Genomic DNA, 18,309 nt, shown 5'->3' with positions numbered 1-18,309 from the left:
CGACCTTAGCTCCCGGCCGGGCCGCACAGGGGAGGCGATCACCGGACGTACCGTGGAGCCATGGACGGTGGCAGCGGTGGTGGTGGTGGCGAGGCCACGGGGCTGGCCGCGCTCGATGCGCGGATCACCGGGTGCCGGGCCTGTCCCCGGCTGGTCGAATGGCGGGAAGAGGTGGCGCGCACCAGGCGGGCCGCGTTCGCCGACGAGGAGTACTGGGGGCGGCCGGTACCGGGCTTCGGGCCGCCCGACGCCGCGCTGCTGATCGTCGGGCTCGCCCCCGCCGCGCACGGGGCGAACCGGACGGGGCGGATGTTCACCGGCGACCGCTCGGGCGACGTGCTGTACGCGGCGCTGCACGACGTGGGGCTGGCCTCGCGCGGCACGGCCGTCGCCGTGGACGACGGACTGGAGCTGTACGGCGTACGGATCACCTCACCCGTGCACTGCGCGCCGCCCGCGAACAAGCCGACGCCCGAGGAGCGGAACACCTGCCGGCCGTGGCTGGTCCGGGAGTTGGAGCTGCTGCGGCCGACGCTGCGGGCGGTGGTCGTGCTCGGGGCCTTCGGCTGGCAGGCCGTGCTGCCCGCGCTCACCGAGGCCGGGTGGGACGTGCCCCGGCCCCGGCCCGTCTTCGGCCACGGCACCCACGTGCCGCTCGACGGGCTCGACCTCTTCGGCTGCTTCCACGTGAGCCAGCGCAACACCTTCACCGGTCGGCTGACCCCCGCCATGCTGCGCGAGGTCCTGCGTACGGCGGGGAAGTCGGCGGGGCTGGGCGTCACGCCGTAGCCGGGGCGGTCCGGGAGCGGTCGGGCCGACGCAAAGCCGGGTGCCGAGCCGTCGGACGCCGGTTAGGGTCGCACAATGCCCCTCTACCCGGAGATCGAACCGTACGACCACGGCATGCTCGACGTCGGGGACGGCAACCGCGTGTACTGGGAGGTCTGCGGGAATCCGCGGGGCAAGCCCGCTGTCATGCTGCACGGCGGGCCGGGGTCCCGGGCGAACGCCTGGTTCCGCCGGCTCTTCGACCCCGAGGCGTACCGGATCGTCCTGTTCGACCAGCGCGGATGCGGACGTTCGACGCCGTCGGCGAGCGCGTACGAGACCGACATGAGCGTCAACACGACGGATCGTCTGATCGCCGATCTGGAGCTGTTGCGGCGGCACCTGGGGATCGTCCGGTGGCTGGTGTGGGGCGTGTCGTGGGGGTCGGCGCTCGGCCTGCGGTACGCGCAGACGCATCCGGAGTCCGTGACGGAGCTGGTCCTCACGGGGGTCGCCACGGGGTCCGACGCCGAAGTCGCCCTGCTGACCAGGGGACTCGGACAGTTCTTCCCGGAGGCCTTCGAACGGTTCCTGGCCGAGCTGCCCGAGGACGAGCGGGACGGGAACCTGCCGGCCGCGTACAACCGGCTGCTCGAGTCGCCCGACGCGGCGGTACGGGCCCGGGCGGCGCGCGCCTGGACCGACTGGGAGACGGCCATCGCGGCGCAGCCGCCCCGCTCCGTGCCACGCTACGAGGACCCGGTCTTCCGCTACTCCTTCGCCCGCACGGTCACCCACTACTGGGGCAACGGCCACTTCTTCGGCGAGGGCGGCGACGACGGAGCCGTCCTGCGCGACGCGTCCCGGCTCAACGGGATCCCGGGCACCCTCGTCCAGGGCAGCCTCGACCCCGGCAACCTCCTCGGCATCGTCTGGCGCCTCCACCACGCCTGGCCCGGCAGCGAGTTGGTCCTCATCGACGACGTGGGACACAACGCGGGCGCGCCGGACCTGGCGGCGGCGCTGGTGGAGGCGACGGACAAGTACGCCAAGGGCTGAGGGACGCGAGGACGCCGGGGGCGGTCCCGAACGCGCGTCCGGTATCCGGGGGCAGACGGCGTGGCCCGTCGAGAGGGGCCATGCGGGGCGGGGCCATGGCGACGACCTCGACGGCGTACCGCGTCGCCCCCGCTCTTCACCCCGGTCACGGTGTCCCCAGCCTCCTGACCTGCCCGACCATCGCGATGTGCCCGGTGCTGTCGGGTGTGCGGCCGTCGTAGTCGCCCGCGATCCGCTCGGCGTCCGCCACGTGCGGTGCCGTGACGGGGGTTACGGAGTGTCCAGCGGGGGGTCCGCCGCGCCACTGCCCGCGCGCCGCGCCGCGCCGCTGCCCGCGCGCCGCTGCCCGCGCTCCGCGCCGCTGCCCACGGGCCACTGTCCGGGCTCCGCGCCGCTGCCTTGAGTGCGTCGACGCCCACGCTTGCGGTCCCCGCTCAATCGCCCACGTCTGCTGACCGTGCCCACTTCCTGACCGCTCTGGCGCACACCCGGGCCGACGGTCGGCAGAGTGCAGGTGGAGCGGTGCTCACGGGGCACCGGAGTTACGGCCCGCCGCCCGTGCCTCCTTCGCCGTAGGTGCCGATGGCGCTGTCCTCGCCGAACAGGTGCCGCACGGTCGACCGGTAGTTGGTGCGGACGTGGGTGAGGGCGTGCGCGCGGGCGCGGTCGGGGTCGCCGGAGGCGATGGCGTCGAACAACTCACGGTGCTCGGTGAGGAGTTGGGGCCATTCGGTGTTCTGGCGGGTCAGCCAGCGCAGGCGGCCGTCGACCGGCTCCATGACGGAGATGAGCAGGCTGTTGCCGGCCAGGGCGAGGATGCGGTCGTGGAAACGGGTGTTGACGTCGGTGATCGTCTCGGCGTCCCCGGCGCGGGTCGCCTCCGCCGCCCGGTCGAGCAGGGCCGACAGCTCCGCGAGGGATTCCGGGGTGGCGCGGGAGGCGGCGAGGCCTGCGGCATACACCTCCAGCGCCTCGCGCAGTTCGAAGAGTTCCGCCACGTCCGCCGGGGTGAGACGGCGGACGACCGTGCGGCGCGGGGTCTCGAAGAGGACGAAACCCTCGGCGACCAGTGCGCGGATCGCCTCACGGACCGGGACCCGGGAGACCCCGAAGCGGTCGGCCAGCTCACGCTCCACCAGCCGGTCGCCCGGGCGGAGGCGTCCCGCGATGATGTCCTGCCGCAGGGTGCCCAGGACGCGCTCGCGCACCGCCCCGAGGGGTTCGATCTTCGCTCCTTCCGGAGCAAGAGAGCTCATGGAGCAATCTTCGCCGACTCGGAGGGTGTTTTACGGGGCGTTAACCACGGCGACATCGGTCCGAACGGTTGACGGGAGGAGTATGAGCGCAGTTTGGTATACCAAACAACCCGAGGTGCCCTCCTGGTCCCCCACGCCGGTCCCGCACCCGTCCCCTCCACCTACCCTCGTCTCCTCTCGCTCCTGGAGGCCCCGTGTCCCTCGCCGACAGTGTCGAAGCCACCGGCACCACAGCGTTCGTCCCCGACCCCCGCCTCACCAACGAAGACCTCGCCCCCGCCGAGAAGCGGAACTGGAAGGTCTTCGACCTCTTCGCCCTGTGGATGTCCGACGTCCACAACCTCGGCAACTACACGTTCGCCGCGGGCCTGCTCGTCCTCGGCATGAACGTCTGGCAGGTGTTCACATCGCTGCTCGTCGGCTTCGTGATCATCTACATCGGCATGAACTGGATGGGGAAGATCGGGCAGCGCCACGGCGTGCCCTTCCCCGTCGTCAGCCGCATCAGCTTCGGCGTCTGGGGCGCCAACATCCCGGCCCTCATCCGGGCCGTGATCGCCATCATGTGGTACGGCATCCAGACCTACCTCGCGTCCGTCGCGGTCAACATCATGCTGCTGGCCGCCTGGCCGGGCCTGGAGTCCTGGACCCACAACTCCTTCCTCGGCCTGCACCAGCTCGGCTGGATCACCTTCGTCGCCCTCTGGCTCGTCCAGGCGCTGATCATCAGCCAGGGCATGGAGTCGGTCCGCAAGTTCCAGGACTTCTGCGGTCCCGCCATCTGGCTCGTCATGATCGCGTTGGCCGTCTGGATCCTCGCCAAGGCCGGCTGGACCATCTCCCTCACCTCGACCCCGAACCCGGTCTCCGTCGGCGAGCAGTGGCGGCAGTGGTTCGGCGCGATCGGGCTGGTCCTCGCCACCTACGGCACGCTGATGCTCAACTTCTGCGACTTCTCCCGCTTCGCGCCGGACTACCGGACGGTCAAGCGAGGCAACTTCTGGGGCCTGCCCATCAACTCGACCGCCTTCGTGGTGGTGTCCGTCATCGTCACAGCGGGATCGATCGAGGTCTTCGGCAAGGCCATCACCGACCCGGCCCACCTCGTCGCCGAGATCGGCAACACCTGGATCCTCGTCCTGGGCGCCCTGACCTTCGCCATCGCCACCATGGGCGTCAACATCGTCGCCAACTTCGTCTCCCCGGCGTACGACCTCGCCAACGTCTGGCCGCAGAAGATCACCTTCAAGGTCGGCGGCATGATCAGCACGGTCGCGGCGCTGGTCGTGACCCCGTGGAACCTCTTCTCCAACCCCACGGTCGTGCAGTACTTCCTCGGCGGCCTGGGCGCCTTCCTCGGACCGCTGTTCGGCGTGATCATGCTCGACTACTTCTGGGTCAAGCGCGGCCGGATCGACGTCGACGAACTCTTCAACGCCGAGCCCGGCTCCCGCTACTACTACCGCAAGGGTGTCAACCCCAAGGCCCTGTGGGCGTTCCTGCCGGCCGCCGCGGTCTCGGCGGTCCTCGCCCTGGTCACGACCTTCAGCGCGGTCGCGCCGTACTCCTGGTTCATCGGTACGGCGCTGGCCGCCGGACTGTACGCCGTGCTGTGCCGGGACGAGCGGGCCGCGGTGGAGCCCGCGGCTGCCGAGCCGGCCGGTGCGGGCGGCGCTGTCGGGTCCGCGGCCGTGGAGGGCTGAGCGTGCGCATCGTCGTCACGAACTGCAACACGACGCAGGGAATGACCGAGGAGATCGTGCGAGGTGCCCGGGCCGCCGCAGGCCCGGGCACCACCGTGACCGGACTGACCCCCGCCTGGGGGCCCGAGTCCGCGGAGGGCTGGCTCGACAGCTACCTGTCCGCCGCCGCCGTCCTCGACACCCTGCGGACCTACGAGGAGCCGTACGACGCCGTCGTCATGGCCGGGTTCGGCGAGCACGGGCGCGAGGGCGCGCGCGAACTGGTGGACGTCCCCGTCGTCGACATCACCGAGGCCGCCGCCCACCTCGCCTGTCTGCTCGGACGGCGCTACGGCGTCGTCACCACGCTCGCACGCTCCTGCGGGCAGATCGAGGACAGCCTGGACGCCGCCGGTGTCGGCCGCAACTGCGCGGCGATCGTCGGCACCGGGCTCGGTGTCCTCGACCTCGCCGACGCCGACCGCACCACCCGCGCCTTCCTCACCGCCGGGCAACGGGCCCGGGACGCCGGGGCCGAGGTGCTGATCCTGGGGTGCGCCGGGATGACCGGGCTGCAGCGGACGGTGGGGGAGAAGCTGGGGGTGCCGGTCGTCGACGGGGTGGGGGCGGCCGTGAAACTCGCGGAGTCGCTGGTGGCGTTGGGGCTGACGACCAGCCGGGCGGGGGGTTATGCGAAGCCGTTGCCCAAGAGGAGGAGCTGGGGGGCCGGGGGATCGGGTGCGTGGGGGATAGAGGGGACGGAGGCGCCGTAAGGGGTGGTGCCTCCTTGTCGTCGGCGTCGGCGTCGGCGTCGGTGTCAGCGTCAGCGTCGGTGTCGGCGGCTTGCGGCTGCGGGCTCGCGGTGGCTGGGGCGCGGTTCCCGGGCCCCTTACGGAACCGGGGACTCCGGGACCACCGCTGTCGCCGTGATCTCCACCAGCTGGCCCGTGTAGCCGAGGCAGGCCACGCCGAGCAGGGTCGACGAGTGGGGGCCGATGCTGAGGCCGGAGGCCTCGACGACGTCCCAGACGGCGGAGAGGACGGCCGGCTCGCTGCTCACGACGTATACGTCCGTGTAGGCGACATGCTCGAAGTCGCTGCCCACCGCCCGCAGCTGCTCCCCGAGATTGGCCAGCACCTGCTCGGCCTGCCGTACCGGATCGCCCTCCCCGACCAGCTTCCCGTCGGCGTCCAGCGGGACGGAACCGGCGAGGAAGGCGAGCTTCGTCCCGGCCTCGACGACGGACGCGTGCGCGTAGACGGGTGGCGTGAAAAGGCTGGGGACCGTGGTGCGCTGGATCATGATTGCTCCCGGTAGAAGGACAACCTGTCGATCATGCGGGTTCTCCGCTCCGACCGCATCCGAGATTCGGGGCGGCGCACCACGCCGCACGCGCCGAGAACGATCCCACTGGAACGTCCGCTTCACCGGAGAGGCGGACCCACTCCTTGATCACGCGCTTGCCTCCATCGAGCCTCATTCGGCGATCCCGGCGTTGTTCACCAGCACCGACGCCGGGCCCAGATCCCGTTCCACCTCTGCCACCGTCCGCTGCCAGCCGTCCTCGCCGGTGACGTCCAGGGGCAGGTAGCGCGATCGCCCGCCGAGCTCCGCCGCCAGTTCCGCCCCCTCGGCGTCACGGACGTCGGCGACCATCACGGCGGCCTCTTCGGCCGCGAGGAGCCGGGCCACCACGGACCCGATCCCTCCGACCCCGCCGGTGACGATGGCCACCCGCTCGCTCAGACGTCCCATCACGACCTCCCGCTCCTGAGTACGGCGTCATCGGCACGCCACCACCAGCATCGGCCGCGACACAGCAGACCGCAGTTCGGACGGCCCCGAGGGATGCGCACGGGACCACGGGCGTGGGCGGACACATGCGGCCACCGTCTGACGCTCGAAAGGAGGTCCCGCCTCCCTCCTCGTCAGCCACCAGGTCCGCGCACGGCGTGACGGTACGGTGGGAACGCGAACGGCGACGACGAGCAAGGGGGCCGGTGTGCCCGGAGTTGACCGCACCGGGGGCCGGGAAAGCGACGGCGGCGGACCAGGAGGGGCGATGAGCACGGGTGGCGAAGCGGTGCCCTCCGACAGGACGCTCATCGGCTGGACGCCCTCGGCCGAGGACGGTCCCGGCCGGGAGTTCTCCGGCCCCGCGTTCCTCGATCACGTGGCCGACCGCCTCGCCGGCCTCCCCACTGTCCGCGCCGTCGCCCTCGGCGGTTCCCGGGCGGAGGGTACGGACGGCCCGGACAGTGACTGGGACCTGGCGGTCTACTACCGAGGCCCGTTCGACCCGGCGGATCTGCGAGCTGTCGGCTGGGAGGGCGAGGTCTCCGAGATCGGCGGCTGGGGCGGTGGCGTCTTCAACGGCGGCGCCTGGCTGACCGTCGACGACCGCCGGGTCGACGTCCACTACCGCGATCTGGACGTCGTCGAACGGGAGTTGGCCGAGGCCGAGGAAGGGCGCTTCCACGTGGAGCCCCTCCTCTTCCACCTCGCCGGCATCCCCAGCTACCTCCTCGTGGCCGAGCCGGCCATCAACCAAGTCCTGCGTGGCGACCTGCCCCGCCCGGCCGCCTACCCGGAGAAGCTCCGTACGGCCGCCGCCGAACGCTGGCACGGCACCGCCCACGCGACCCTCGCGTACGCGAAGGCCAACCACGCCCCGAAGGGCCGCCTCACCGAGGTCGCCGGCGCCATCGTGCCGACGAGCTGATCGCCATCCACAAGGCCCGTTACGCGATCCTGGCGGACCGGGAGTCGGAGATGTGGTTCGAGGCGGAGGGGCGCCAGCTGGCGAAGGACTCGTACGCGTTCGGTCACGGCCAGACCAAGGAGCACTACGAGCAGTACATGGCCTTCGAGAACAAGGAGCGCACCGAGCCTCCCGAGGGCTACACCGCCCCTTCTACAAGGCCAAGCGCCAAGAGGAAATGCGTACCGCGCACGCCCACTTCGAGAAGCGGCTGAACGACGCGATCGCCAAGGGCGAGTGGACCCCGCCGCCCTCCCGCGACGAACTGTCGGCTTGAACGCGAGCGCCCCGCACCGGATTCGACCGGCGCGGGGCGCTTTGGCGTGCTGGTCAGACCTGGGCGGCGTACGAGGCGAAGTCGTTCCACGCGGTGGGGGAGAGGGCCAGTTGCGGGCCGCGCTTCTCCTTGGAGTCCCGGACTCGGACCACCTCGGCGGCGCCCGAGCCCTGCCAGGAGACGGCCACTTCGACGCAGCTGTCGCCCTCGGAGCCGCTGTAGCTGCTCTTGAACCAGGCCAGTTCGGACATGCTCATAGCGCTCCTCGCATTCGCTTCAGCAGGCCCAAGGAGTCCGCCGGAGTGAGAGCCTGCGAGCGCAGTTTCGCATACCGCTGGTGGAGGACGCTGATCTCCTTCCGGTCAGTGATGAGGCGGCCGTTCTTCTGCCCTTCCGAGTACCCGAACCACTCGTTCTCCGGCGTCTCCAGCAGCTGAAGCGGGCCATCCAGGCCCGCATGCACCGGCTGGCGCGACGGCATGATCTGCAACTCCACGTTCGAGTGCCGCTCCACCACCTCCGACAGATGGTCGAACAACTCCCGCGTCACCGCCTCCCCGCCCGTGTGCCGCTCCAACACCGCCTGCTCCACGATGAAGGTGAACCCCGCCGGCGGCTTCCTCCGCGTGGACAGAAGCTCCTGCCGCGCCAACCGCGCGGCGATCCGCTCCTCCATCTCCTCGTCAGTCGGACGTGGCGGCACACTCAGCGACACGGCCCGCGCATACGCCTCCGTCTGCAACAGCCCCGGAACCACCCGGCATTCGTACGTGTAGAGGCTGATCGCGTCCGCCTCCAGCTTTGCCCACTGCCGGAACCAGCTCGCCAGCCCCGGCTGCCGGGACAGATGCTTTGCGGCCGCGCGCAGTGCCCCGAACGCGTCCAGTACCTCCTCCGCCCGCGTCACGAACTCCGGTTGCGGGAAACGCCTCCCCTGCTCGATCGAGGCCACGGTCTGCACCGAGTACCGCACCCGCTCCGCCAGCTCCTCCTGGGTCAGACCGGCCCGCTTGCGGAACGCCCTGAGCACCGCCCCGAACGTCTTCAAGCTGTCCGACGTCTCCGGCTCACCCCCACCCGGAGGCCCCCCGGCCACCGACCCCGCCCCACCGACGCCGCCCGTCCCGCCCGAGCCGTCCGCCATACCAGCCCACCTTCCGCGCACCTGCCCCGCCGCACACTCCGAACCCGCCCATGGTCACGCGCAGTCATGAACACTGTCCACTCTTCGTACTCGTACGCTGACCCAGAGTACGAGTCGCTGACCTGGTGAACGGTTCTGCCCAGAGGTCAGGTTGGGCCCCATGACGCCACCTCCGCCACCCTCCACGCACCAACCCCCGGTTACCGTACGTGTGTTCACCCAAAGCTTCAGCTCGACCCCACTGGGCGCCCGCCTCGCCCGGCACCTCAGCCTCGTCCAGCTGCACATCTGGGACATCCCGCACGGCAGCTCACTCTCCGACACCGCCGCCGTGATCGTCGCCGAGCTGGCAGCCAACGCCGTGACCCACGGCCGCGTGCCGGGCCGCGACTTCGAACTCCGCCTCGCGCACGCCCCGGACCGCTTCCTCCACATCGAGGTGTCCGACACCCGCACCGAATGTCGACCGCCCCACCCCGAGGACCTCGGGTGTCCGGCGGCGCTGGACACGTCCGGGCGTGGACTCGTCCTCGTCGACGCGCTCGCCGACCGCTGGGAGGTGGTCGACCGGGTCGCGCGCGGAGCGGTCCTCCTCGGCAAGACGATCCGGGCCGAACTGGACCTGGCCCGAGACTGACGGTCGGCTTCGCGCCGCTCCGCACTTCCGCCGGGCCCGGTGGGTGGGTCGGCACGCAGTCCTCGTGCGCCGACAGGGCGGCGAACCGAACCGGTCCACAGGGATGCGAGCAGGCAAGCCGGTGCGGCGGGCACGGGCCCTCCGGTGATCACTGGGAGTGGAGAGCTCGGAGAGCTCCACGATCACTCGGGCCCGTGCCCGTCCCGTATCCGGCGCCGCCCTTCGCCGATCGGCGTCAGCGGCGTCAGCTATGTCAGCTATGTCAGTAGTGCTCTTCGCGGTAGACGCCGTCGGTGTCGACGCCACCGCTCCACTCGCCGAAGCTCGTGTTCGCCAGCTCCATGTTGACGACGAAGGAACCGGCCGCCGCGAGGGTGATCCGGAACGGGGCGTCGTCATCGTCGGGCAGGTTGTTCACGGCCAGCAGCGGGAACTCCGCGGAGGCCAGTGCCCGCTCGTCGGCGATGAGGACGAGCGTGCTGTCGGGCCAGTCCTCGTCATCGCGCCCGATCCGTGCCTGGATCTGATCCGCCGTGAAGCCCGCGTAGGCGCGGTTGTCGATGACGGTGACCGAGTCGTAGTGCTCGGAGCCCTCTTCGAGGGCCTGGAGCAGGCGTGCCCACGCGTCCGGCCGCTCGAAGGACGTCCGTACCAGGAGCGGACCGGCGGCCTCCTCGATCGTCGAGGAAGGAGGCTCGGTCGCGGCCCCCGTACGTGCGCCGGGGATGACCTGGATGAGGAAGCGGGGCCTCTTGTCGTCCGCCGAGCGGTCACTGGCGTGGACGCGGACCAGGTAGGGGCCGGCTCCCGCGGTGGCGAGGTTCTCCTTGCGCAATGGCTCGTATCCGCTGTCGCACAGGGCGAGGAAGCCGGTCGTGGAGGTCACGGTGATCTCCTCGACCTCGTCCCAGCCGCTCTCCGCTCCCGGGTCCACTCCGGCGTAGAGGGTGACGATGGGGTTCTCCAGGGCGCTCCCGGCGTCGATGTGCAGCCAGTCCTTCTCGGCGGCCAGGAACCCGCGTCCGCGCGGCGGCTTGCCGGCGTCGGGGTCCATGACGGCCAGGTCGCCCCACTCCTTCAACTTGAGCGGCCGGGTGCGGCCGTCGAGGAGCGGCCAGTTGGAACGCTGCATGGAGAACCCCCATCGTGCTTGCTGTGCCCGCCGGTGACGTCTCGGAAGGGTAGACGGGCGCGCGGGAAGGCGCGTTGCGGCGCCTTACTGGATGTGGACGTAGTAGGCGTCGCCGTTGAGGACGCGCTGGTTCTTGTAGAAGCCGCCGAGGCGGGCGCCGGCGCTGCGGTTGTCACCGGCGGAGATGATGCGGGCGCTGCCGCGGGCCGGGTTGCCGCCCTCCTTGCTGGCGGCGAACGGGTACTCGTCGCAGTCGTACTTCTTGGGGTCGGGGTTGTGCACCTTCCCGCACATGGCCTTGCGGTGGGCGTTGATGGTCTTCGCGCTGGTGATGCGGTGCAGCGGGGTGGAGGCGCCCGGGTGACCGGATATCTTGCGCTGGGCGTCGAGAATGTGGGTGGCGGACTCGTTCACCTTCGCGTCGCTGCGGGAGAGGGTGAAGACGGGGGCCGCGGACGGGAAGACGCAGCCGGGGTTCTTGGTGCGCTTCGTCGGGCCCCAGAACGTGTCGTCGCAGCGGTACTTGGCGGACTTGTAGGTGAAGCCGCCCATCGTGTAGCCGGGCTTGGAGAAGGTGAAGCGGTAGGAGGCCGGACTGGCCAGCTGCTTCTTCTTCGCCACCCGGGCGGCGTAGCCGACGGTTCCCTTGCGGGCCGGGCCGAGGGTGGACCCCTGCGGGAACTTGACGGCGGTCTTGACGCCCTTGCCGCCGCCGACAGAAACGTTCATGCGGATGCCGCCGGCGTTGACGAGCTTGGCCTTGCCGACGGTGAAGCTCTCCGCCCACTTCAGCTTGCTGGTCTTCAGCGTCATCGAGTGCTTGATGTCGAAGGAGGCGGAGCCGACCGGCTTGCCGTTCCTGAGCACGTCGACGCGGGCGTCGACGAACAGGCACATGCTGGTGCGGGTGACGGTGATGGTGTTGATCTTGCAGCTCGCGGCGGCGGCCGTGTCGACGTAGACGGTCCTGACGGCCGGGGCCTGGGCGGCGGTGATGTCGTACGTCGCCGGTGCGGCCTGCGCGGTCGCGGCGCTGAGGCCGGTGAGGAGGAGCGTGCCGACAGAGGCACCGATGACGACTTGTCTGGGCCCGCTGATGCGCATGAGTGTGTGTCCCCTCGTTGGTGGAAGAACGGCGCCACGTGGGGGGCGCCGTCCCGAGGTGAACACGCTATTTGCCGCAACTGCCCTTTTTCTATTGGCACTTGGGACACTGCCCGGTGGGGCGGGTAGGGCCGTCGGGGCGGGCTGCCGGAGGCTCTCCGGTACCCGTTCGGCCTGGCGGCCACCGAGGCGTTGGCGGTGGACCTGTTCGGCCGACCTGTCGCACGTCGTCCTCGCCGAAGCGCTGGGTAGTGTTGCCGCATCCGCGGCGACACGAGCGCGGCATCGACAGGCGAGGGCGACGAGGAGACATGACAGGGCTGGAGGACGACGCGGCCGACCCGCGCGGGCCGCTCTTCGAGAGTCCCGTCGAGATCCGTGCGAACGGACGGCCGACCGGCGTCGAACTGGAACTGCCCGCCGACGAGCCCGACCGGGTGACGATGCCGCTCGACCCGAAGGGCATGGCATCTAATCCCTGACCGTGCCGGTCGGGGCGCTGCTGTCCAGGCTCCAGGAGAAGGAGGTCGACCTCGCGCCGGCACCCCCGCGCCGACTCCGCGCTCCTTCTCGACCAAGCCGCCGCCTGGATGGGCGAGTTGTGCCCCGGCGTGAACATCGAGGCCGCCCCCATCGAGGGCACCGACACCGTCCGTCTCTCCTACGGCTTCGGCGACGCCCTCACCGCCATCCGGCGTCGCCGCCCCACCAGCGTCGGCTTCGCCCGACGTACGCCCTGCCCATCGTCGTCGCCTGCCTCACCGCCCAGCCGGGCGGGCTGGTCCTCCTGGAGAACCCGGAGGCGCATCTGCACCCGCACGGGCAGACCAAGATGGCCGAACTCGCCGCTTCCGCGGCCGCCCAGGGTGCGCAGTTGGTCGTCGAGACACACAGCGACCACGTCCTCAACGGCATCCGTCTCGCCGTCAAGCGGGGCCCGCTGACGTCCGAGCAGGCCGTCGTGCACTTCTTCCGCAGCACCAACGGCTCGGGCGTCGAGGTGATCACGCCCCACATCGAACGGCAGCAGCAGAAGGATGACCGCGGCGGGCTCGGAAACATCCACGTGGAGTCCGGGTCCGGGGCCTTCCTGCGCTACCGCTACCGGCACATCGTGGTCGACGAGGCCCAGGACCTGAGCGCCGCCCACTGGAAGATGCTGCGCGCGATGGTTCCGGCGACACCCACCAGCGGATCTACGACAACCAGGTCACCCTCGGCAGCCTCGGCATCAACATCCGCGGCAGGTCGGCCCGGCTCACCCTCAGTTACCGGACGACCTGGGAGATCCTCCGATCCGCCATGGGAGTCCTGGACGGCGTCGACTACGACGATCTCGACGGCGACCAGGACACGCTGGGCGGGTATCGCTCCGTTCTCCACGGTCTCCGTCGTCCAACGCTGCACGAGGCCGACAGTTGGGACGAGGCCGACAGCTGGGACGAGGCCGACAGCTGGGACGAGGAACTCGACCTCGTCATCGAGCAGTTGAGGACATGGACCGACGTCCCTCGGGAGTCCGTGGCCATCTGTGTACCGACGAACCAGATGGTCGCCGACGTCATACAGCGGCTGGGGCGGAGAGGCATCGTCTCGACGGAGATCACCCGAGACGGGCCGAGGAGCGACGAGGGTGTGCACGTCGGCACGATGTACCGCTTCAAAGGCCTCGAGTACCGCTGCATGATCATCGCGGGCGTCGCGGAAGGGCTGGTGCCGAGGTCGTCGGTGGACGTGTGGGAGCGCACCGACCCGCTGCGCCACCGGCGGGAGTTGCAGCGTGCTCGCTCGCTGCTGTTCGTGGCCGCCACCCGGGCCCGGGACGCCCTGGCGATCTCCTGGAACGGGGAACCGAGCCGTTTCCTGAAGCCGTTGCGGGCCACGGACCGAAAAACCTGAGCCCCGGCCCGGCTTGGAGGGCGACCCACGAGAAACCCGGCTGCGCTCCGTCGTGGCCGGTCAGGTACGAGAGCGTGACCGCTGATCCGGATCTCGGACCGGTGTCCATCCGTCGCCCGGGTCGAGTGCCGTCGACTCTTCTTCCGTTGCGTTCATAAAGAACGTGGCCTCTGCAAGGATCGTCACATCGCGGTAATACGAGCGTTCCATATCCTCCAGATCCGGGAACTACGGTGGAGAACACGAACACCTGATGCCAGCAGCCGGCGCACAGCCGGCGCATCAACTGCCGCCGCTGGTACCACCAACGCCCCGGCCGCCGTCGCCCGAAGGCACACCCCCGCCCTCACCCGACGACAGGAGCCCCGTGTCCCGCCCCGCTGCCCTCGTCCTGCCTCCCTGGCTCGCTCATACTCTGCGTGCGCAACGGGGACCGGTGCCCTGGAACGCGGTGCTGCGAGGGGCGTTGGCCGCTGGACCGCTGCTGCTCGCGGCCGTGCTGCTGGGGCGGCCCACCGTCGGGGTCCTCGCCGCGCTCGGCGCCATGCTCGCCGGGATCAACGACCGGCCCGGAAGCCGGCGCGTCGCCGTGCAGCGGCTCGGGGTGCCCGCGCTCGCGGGAGCCGTGGGGCTGCTCGCCGGGACGTACACCGGGCAGTACGCCGGTGCCGTCGTCCTCACCCTGCTGCTCACCGCGCTCGGGCTGCTCGCCGGCGGTATGACCGCGGTCGGGCCCGTGTCGTCCGGAGCGGGTACGCAACTGCTGGTCGCCTCCGCGATCGGGGCCGGGATGCCGTTGCCCGAGCCGGGGTGGGAGCGGGCGCTCGCCTATCTCGCCGGCGCCGGGTGGCTGCTCGTGCTGCGCCTCGCCCTGCCCACGCCCGCGGTCCTCACCGCCGGCGACTACCGCTTCGACGGGGAACGGGACGCCGTCGCCGCCGTGTACGACGCGATCGCCGGGCTGCTGGACGCCGTGGGCACCCCGGACGCGATCGCCCGGCGGTCCGCGCTGACCGCAGCCCTCGACCATGCCCAGGACGCGCTCGCCGGGCCTCGGCTGCGGCGGTACGCCAGTTCGTCGTCCGAGCGGCGGCTGCACGCCCAGTACGCCGCCGCGCTGCCGCTCGCCGAGGCGGCGACCGCGCTGGCCTGGGCCGGGGACGCCGTCGTCGGCCGGGCCTCCGAAGGGCCCCGGCGGCTCGCCGCCGCCGTGCGCGGCAACACCGCCACCGGGCCGCTGCCCGCTCCCTCCCGCTCCGCGCCCGCGCTGCGCGCCCTCGACGACGCGCTCCTGCGCGCCGCCGAGGCCTTCGACCGGGGCGGCGACGCACACGACCTGCACACCCGCCGCCGTACCCTCGGATCGCTCGTACGGCTCGGCCTCGGGTCCGGCGGACGTGAGTACGGGCTGCGGGTCGCCCTGTCGTTCGGGGCCAGCGCGGCCGTGGCCCAGGTGCTGCACCACCAGCACTGGTACTGGCTGCCCGCGACCGCCGTCTTCCTGGTCAAGCCCGACCTGGGGCCGCTCGTGTCCCGGGTGCTGTGCCGGGCCGCGGGGACCGTCCTGGGCGCCGTGCTCTTCGCCGGGTTCGCCGCCGTGCTGCCCCGGCCGGAAGGGCTCATCGCGCTGGTCGCGGTCAGCGGGGCGCTGATACCCGTCGCCACGCGGCACTTCGCCGCCCAGACCGCCGTCGTCACCGTCCTCGTCCTCGCCCTCGTCATGGTCGGCGGCGACCCCCAGGCCTCCTGGAGCCGTATCGCCGAGACACTCCTGGCCTGCGCCATCGTCCTGATCGTCGGCCACCTGCCGATGCCGAAGGGCCAGCGCGGCGGCGGCGTACGCGCCCGGCTCACCGAAGCGGGAACGGCGGCGCACGCCTACCTCGCCCACGTCCTGAACGAGTCGCGCGCGCCGGGCGGGACCGCAAGGCTGGAGGGGGTCTCCATGACGAACGGGCCCGCAGAGTCGGACAGGGCTGCCGGACCGGATGGGGCTGCTAGGCCTGATGGGGCTGCCGGGTCTGATGGGGCTGCCAGGCCGGGTGGGGCTGCTAGGTCTGATGGGGCTGCCGGACCGGATGGGGTCGCTGGGTCGGATGGGGCTGCCGGGCCGGATGGGATGGCAGGGGCGAGCGGTGCTGTCAGGTCGAGGGGGACCGCCAGGTCGGATGCGGGAGCCGGGCCGAACGGAGCCGCCGGGCGGAAGGGAGGCTCCCTGTCGAGCGGCCCGTTCCGGCTGAGCGGCTACCCCCGGCTGAGCGGCGATTCCGGGCCGAGAGGAACGGCCCGGTCGAGCGCCACGCACCGGTCGAGCGGGCCGTCCGTGCCGAGCGAGCCCTCCTGGACGGGCGGCGCGTCCGCGCGGACTGGTACATCCGGGCAGACTGGCGCGTCCCCGCAGTGCGGTACATCCGCGCAGACGGGCGCGTCCGCGCAGGCGGGTGGGTCCGCGCAGACCGGCGCATCCGCTCAGACGGGCGCATCCACGCCGACCGGTGTGTCCACGCCCAACGGCGTGACCGTGTCCGTCGGGGCCGCCCTGCCGGGGGAGACAGATGACAGGGCCGCCCGCTGGACCCTGCGCCGCGAGGCGTACCGCACACTCGCCCGGGCCCGCGCCGCGATCGCCCTCTCCGAAGCCGAACTGCCCGCTCTGGCCCGGCACACCGAAGGCACCGACGAGGTCGCCGCCGTCCTCGAACGACTGGTCGACACCACAACCGCCTGCGCCGTGCACCTCGACGACACCGGACGGCTCAGCCGCCACCACACCGAGCGGATCACCGCACTCCTCGACGAACTCGCGCTCCACCAGAGGCACGCGGGCATCAGCCTCCCCGACGCACCGGACGTGGCCGACGTACTGCCGAGGCAGGGCCTCAGCGCCTGAGCCCGTGGGCGTGGTCCCGTGGGCGTGAGCCCGTGGGCGTGAGCCTGCGCGCCTGAGCCTGCGCGCCTGGGCCCGCGCGCCTGAGTCCGCGCGCAGGCAACCCCGCGTGAGCCCGCGCGCCGGGGCGGTGGGGCGCGCCGGGCGCGGCCGGATCCCACCCCCTCGCCCCCCCCCCGGATGCCCGATTCGCTCCTCTCCCCAGCGCGCCACGGTCGTACCGTGACGGCATGACGCCGCCTCCGTCCTCGTCCCCCTCCTCCTCGACCTCGTCGCCGTCGCCGTCTCCCGCCGATCTCGTCATCACCGGCTGCACCGCCCTCGTCCACGACGAACACGAGGGCATCGCCTTCGTCGAGGACGCCGCGATCGTCGTACGGGAGGGGGTGATCGCAAGCATCGGGCCGGCGGAGGAGACGGCCCCCGTGGCCACCGGGGAACGGATCGACGCGCGCGGCCAGGTCGCCATGCCGGGGCTGATCAACTGCCATACGCACGCGCCCATGGTGGCGCTGCGCGGCATCGCGGAGGATGTGCCGGCGCAGGAGTGGTTCAACGACGTCATCTGGCCCGTCGAGTCCAATCTGACGGCGAAGGACGTGGCGTTGGGGGCCCGGCTGGCCTGCGCGGAGATGATCCGGGGTGGCGTGACCTGCTTCGCCGACCACTACTTCTCGATGGACATGGTCGCCGCGGTGGTCGAGGAGACCGGTATGCGGGCGCATCTGGGGGAGGCGTTCTTCTCCTCACAAGGGCGCGAAGGCAGGGAGAGGTCCCTGGAGTTCGCGCTACGGCGCCGGGGCGCGGCCGGCGGTCGTATCACCACCGCACTCGCCCCGCACGCCCCCTACACCGTCGAGGACGCCGACCTCGCCGCGACCGCCGACCTCGCCCGCGAGCACGGCCTCCCGGTGCATCTGCATGCCGCGGAGAGCCGCGACCAGACCGACAACAGCCTCGCCCGGCAAGGCGTCACGCCCATCGAGGTCCTGGAACGCACGGGGCTGCTCGGCGTCGACGCGGGTGTGCTCATCGCGCACGGCACCGGGATCGTCGAGCGCGACCTACCGGTCCTGGAGCGGGCGACCGGGCCGGTGGCCGTCGCGACCGCGCCCCGCGGCTACCTGAAGTTCGCCTGGCCCACGACCCCGGTGCGGGCCCTGCGCCGTATCGGCGTCCCCGTCGGGCTCGCCACGGACGGGGCCGCCTCCAACAACTCCCTCGACGTGTGGGAGGCCATGGCCCTCACCGCGCTGGTGCAGAAGTCCACCGAGGGCGATCCGCGCTGGCTGACCTCCCGCCAGGCCCTGCACCACGCCACCCTGCAGAGCGCCCGGGCCGTCGGGCTGGGAGAGCGGATCGGCAGCCTCGCCCCCGGCCGGCGCGCCGACATCGTCCTCGTCGACCTCACCGGCCCGCACACCCAGCCGGTGCACGACCTCGCCGCCACGCTCGTGCACAGCGCCCGCTCCTCCGACGTACGCACCACGATCGTCGACGGCCGGGTCCTGATGCGCGACCGCGAGCTGCTCACCGTCGACGTGCCCGGGACGGTACGGGAACTGACAAGCCGCCTGGCCGCCCTCACCGACCGCAGCCACGGCGGCCGTATCCAGGACTACGACGAGCCGCCCCAGTGAGGGAAAGCCGCCCAGTGAGCGAAAAAGGTCCGCCTCCAGGAACCGCCGCCAAGGAGTGGGCC

15 protein-coding genes and 3 pseudogenes are annotated in these 18,309 nt (G+C 71.6%); 11 read left to right on the top strand and 7 right to left on the bottom strand.

Annotated features, from left to right (window positions below; translation table 11 throughout):
• The first annotated feature begins 60 nt into the window (after positions 1 to 60).
• Both OG272_RS12030 and pip read left to right on the top strand, forming a co-directional pair.
• Entirely contained in the window at positions 61 to 789 is a 729-nt protein-coding gene (locus OG272_RS12030) for a uracil-DNA glycosylase (RefSeq protein WP_405893255.1), read from the top strand.
• Positions 790 to 864: 75 nt separating this feature from the next.
• Positions 865 to 1,827 carry a prolyl aminopeptidase gene (gene pip, locus OG272_RS12025; RefSeq protein WP_328222771.1) on the top strand — a complete coding sequence of 321 codons (963 nt, stop codon included), beginning with the start codon at positions 865 to 867 and terminating at the stop codon, positions 1,825 to 1,827.
• Positions 1,828 to 2,369: 542 nt separating this feature from the next.
• Here the strand turns inward: pip and OG272_RS12020 are convergent.
• Positions 2,370 to 3,083 (bottom strand): GntR family transcriptional regulator, encoded by a 714-nt coding sequence (locus OG272_RS12020; protein WP_326583553.1) that lies wholly within the window; start codon positions 3,081 to 3,083, stop codon positions 2,370 to 2,372.
• A 194-nt stretch (positions 3,084 to 3,277) separates the two neighbouring features.
• Between OG272_RS12020 and OG272_RS12015 the strand changes: the two genes are divergently transcribed.
• Positions 3,278 to 4,786 (top strand): NCS1 family nucleobase:cation symporter-1, encoded by a 1,509-nt coding sequence (locus OG272_RS12015; RefSeq protein ID WP_328222770.1) that lies wholly within the window; start codon positions 3,278 to 3,280, stop codon positions 4,784 to 4,786.
• 2 nt (positions 4,787 to 4,788) lie between these two features.
• A complete protein-coding gene (locus OG272_RS12010) occupies positions 4,789 to 5,538 on the top strand; it encodes an aspartate/glutamate racemase family protein (protein WP_405893253.1) in 750 nt (249 codons plus the stop codon).
• A gap of 116 nt (positions 5,539 to 5,654) precedes the next feature.
• Here the strand turns inward: OG272_RS12010 and OG272_RS12005 are convergent, their stop codons facing one another.
• Both OG272_RS12005 and OG272_RS12000 read right to left on the bottom strand, forming a co-directional pair.
• Complete coding sequence (locus tag OG272_RS12005; RefSeq protein ID WP_326583556.1) at positions 5,655 to 6,068, bottom strand: RidA family protein; 414 nt, start codon at positions 6,066 to 6,068, stop codon at positions 5,655 to 5,657.
• 174 nt (positions 6,069 to 6,242) lie between these two features.
• On the bottom strand, positions 6,243 to 6,521 hold the full coding sequence (locus OG272_RS12000) for an SDR family NAD(P)-dependent oxidoreductase (protein ID WP_405893250.1): 279 nt from the start codon (positions 6,519 to 6,521) through the stop codon (positions 6,243 to 6,245).
• 349 nt (positions 6,522 to 6,870) lie between these two features.
• On the opposite strand from OG272_RS12000, the pseudogene OG272_RS11995 reads away from it, so the two are divergent.
• Positions 6,871 to 7,473: pseudogene (locus OG272_RS11995) on the top strand (nucleotidyltransferase domain-containing protein); the annotation flags it as partial.
• Between the two features lie 384 nt (positions 7,474 to 7,857).
• Here OG272_RS11995 and OG272_RS11990 read toward each other — a convergent pair.
• Positions 7,858 to 8,061: a DUF397 domain-containing protein gene (locus tag OG272_RS11990; protein ID WP_326583560.1), complete on the bottom strand. Its 204-nt coding sequence runs from the start codon at positions 8,059 to 8,061 to the stop codon at positions 7,858 to 7,860.
• Positions 8,058 to 8,948, bottom strand: coding sequence for a helix-turn-helix transcriptional regulator (locus OG272_RS11985; protein ID WP_328222766.1), 891 nt, complete (start codon positions 8,946 to 8,948; stop codon positions 8,058 to 8,060). Before OG272_RS11985 ends, OG272_RS11990 begins: the two co-directional genes overlap by 4 nt.
• A gap of 160 nt (positions 8,949 to 9,108) precedes the next feature.
• Here OG272_RS11985 and OG272_RS11980 point away from each other — a divergent pair, with 160 nt between their 5' ends.
• Positions 9,109 to 9,585, top strand: coding sequence for an ATP-binding protein (locus tag OG272_RS11980; protein WP_405893248.1), 477 nt, complete (start codon positions 9,109 to 9,111; stop codon positions 9,583 to 9,585).
• A gap of 262 nt (positions 9,586 to 9,847) precedes the next feature.
• Here OG272_RS11980 and OG272_RS11975 read toward each other — a convergent pair whose 3' ends face one another.
• Both OG272_RS11975 and OG272_RS11970 read right to left on the bottom strand, forming a co-directional pair.
• Complete coding sequence (locus OG272_RS11975) at positions 9,848 to 10,717, bottom strand: DUF6924 domain-containing protein (protein WP_328222765.1); 870 nt, start codon at positions 10,715 to 10,717, stop codon at positions 9,848 to 9,850.
• 84 nt (positions 10,718 to 10,801) lie between these two features.
• The gene (locus tag OG272_RS11970; protein WP_328222764.1) at positions 10,802 to 11,821 is read right to left on the bottom strand and encodes a NucA/NucB deoxyribonuclease domain-containing protein; all 1,020 of its coding nucleotides are present in this window, start codon (positions 11,819 to 11,821) and stop codon (positions 10,802 to 10,804) included.
• Between the two features lie 311 nt (positions 11,822 to 12,132).
• Between OG272_RS11970 and OG272_RS11965 the strand changes: the two genes are divergently transcribed.
• The 5 genes and pseudogenes from OG272_RS11965 (at position 12,133) to OG272_RS11945 (ending at position 18,247) form a co-directional block, all read left to right on the top strand.
• The gene (locus OG272_RS11965) at positions 12,133 to 12,303 is read left to right on the top strand and encodes a hypothetical protein (RefSeq protein ID WP_328222763.1); all 171 of its coding nucleotides are present in this window, start codon (positions 12,133 to 12,135) and stop codon (positions 12,301 to 12,303) included.
• A 2-nt stretch (positions 12,304 to 12,305) separates the two neighbouring features.
• A pseudogene (locus OG272_RS11960) lies at positions 12,306 to 12,671 on the top strand (hypothetical protein); the annotation flags it as partial.
• 177 nt (positions 12,672 to 12,848) lie between these two features.
• Positions 12,849 to 13,720: pseudogene (locus OG272_RS11955) on the top strand (3'-5' exonuclease); the annotation flags it as partial.
• A gap of 466 nt (positions 13,721 to 14,186) precedes the next feature.
• Positions 14,187 to 16,610, top strand: coding sequence for an FUSC family protein (locus tag OG272_RS11950; protein ID WP_405893246.1), 2,424 nt, complete (start codon positions 14,187 to 14,189; stop codon positions 16,608 to 16,610).
• Positions 16,611 to 16,837: 227 nt separating this feature from the next.
• Positions 16,838 to 18,247: an amidohydrolase gene (locus OG272_RS11945; protein WP_405893245.1), complete on the top strand. Its 1,410-nt coding sequence runs from the start codon at positions 16,838 to 16,840 to the stop codon at positions 18,245 to 18,247.
• The last annotated feature ends 62 nt before the right edge of the window (positions 18,248 to 18,309 follow it).

The sequence above is a fragment of the Streptomyces sp. NBC_00104 genome, assembly GCF_045160825.1.
Lineage (GTDB): Bacteria > Actinomycetota > Actinomycetes > Streptomycetales > Streptomycetaceae > Streptomyces.
This window is presented reverse-complemented; position numbering and strand designations above follow the sequence as displayed.

Coding starts and splice junctions, on each gene's coding strand:
- OG272_RS12005 (WP_326583556.1), bottom strand. CDS start 6,068: ATGATCCAGCGCACCACGGTCCCCAGCCTTTTCACGCCACCCGTCTAC.
- OG272_RS11975 (WP_328222765.1), bottom strand. CDS start 10,717: ATGCAGCGTTCCAACTGGCCGCTCCTCGACGGCCGCACCCGGCCGCTC.
- OG272_RS11945 (WP_405893245.1), top strand. CDS start 16,838: ATGACGCCGCCTCCGTCCTCGTCCCCCTCCTCCTCGACCTCGTCGCCG.
- OG272_RS11985 (WP_328222766.1), bottom strand. CDS start 8,948: ATGGCGGACGGCTCGGGCGGGACGGGCGGCGTCGGTGGGGCGGGGTCG.
- OG272_RS12020 (WP_326583553.1), bottom strand. CDS start 3,083: ATGAGCTCTCTTGCTCCGGAAGGAGCGAAGATCGAACCCCTCGGGGCG.
- OG272_RS12030 (WP_405893255.1), top strand. CDS start 61: ATGGACGGTGGCAGCGGTGGTGGTGGTGGCGAGGCCACGGGGCTGGCC.
- OG272_RS11990 (WP_326583560.1), bottom strand. CDS start 8,061: ATGAGCATGTCCGAACTGGCCTGGTTCAAGAGCAGCTACAGCGGCTCC.
- pip (WP_328222771.1), top strand. CDS start 865: ATGCCCCTCTACCCGGAGATCGAACCGTACGACCACGGCATGCTCGAC.
- OG272_RS12000 (WP_405893250.1), bottom strand. CDS start 6,521: ATGGGACGTCTGAGCGAGCGGGTGGCCATCGTCACCGGCGGGGTCGGA.
- OG272_RS11970 (WP_328222764.1), bottom strand. CDS start 11,821: ATGCGCATCAGCGGGCCCAGACAAGTCGTCATCGGTGCCTCTGTCGGC.
- OG272_RS11965 (WP_328222763.1), top strand. CDS start 12,133: ATGACAGGGCTGGAGGACGACGCGGCCGACCCGCGCGGGCCGCTCTTC.
- OG272_RS11980 (WP_405893248.1), top strand. CDS start 9,109: ATGACGCCACCTCCGCCACCCTCCACGCACCAACCCCCGGTTACCGTA.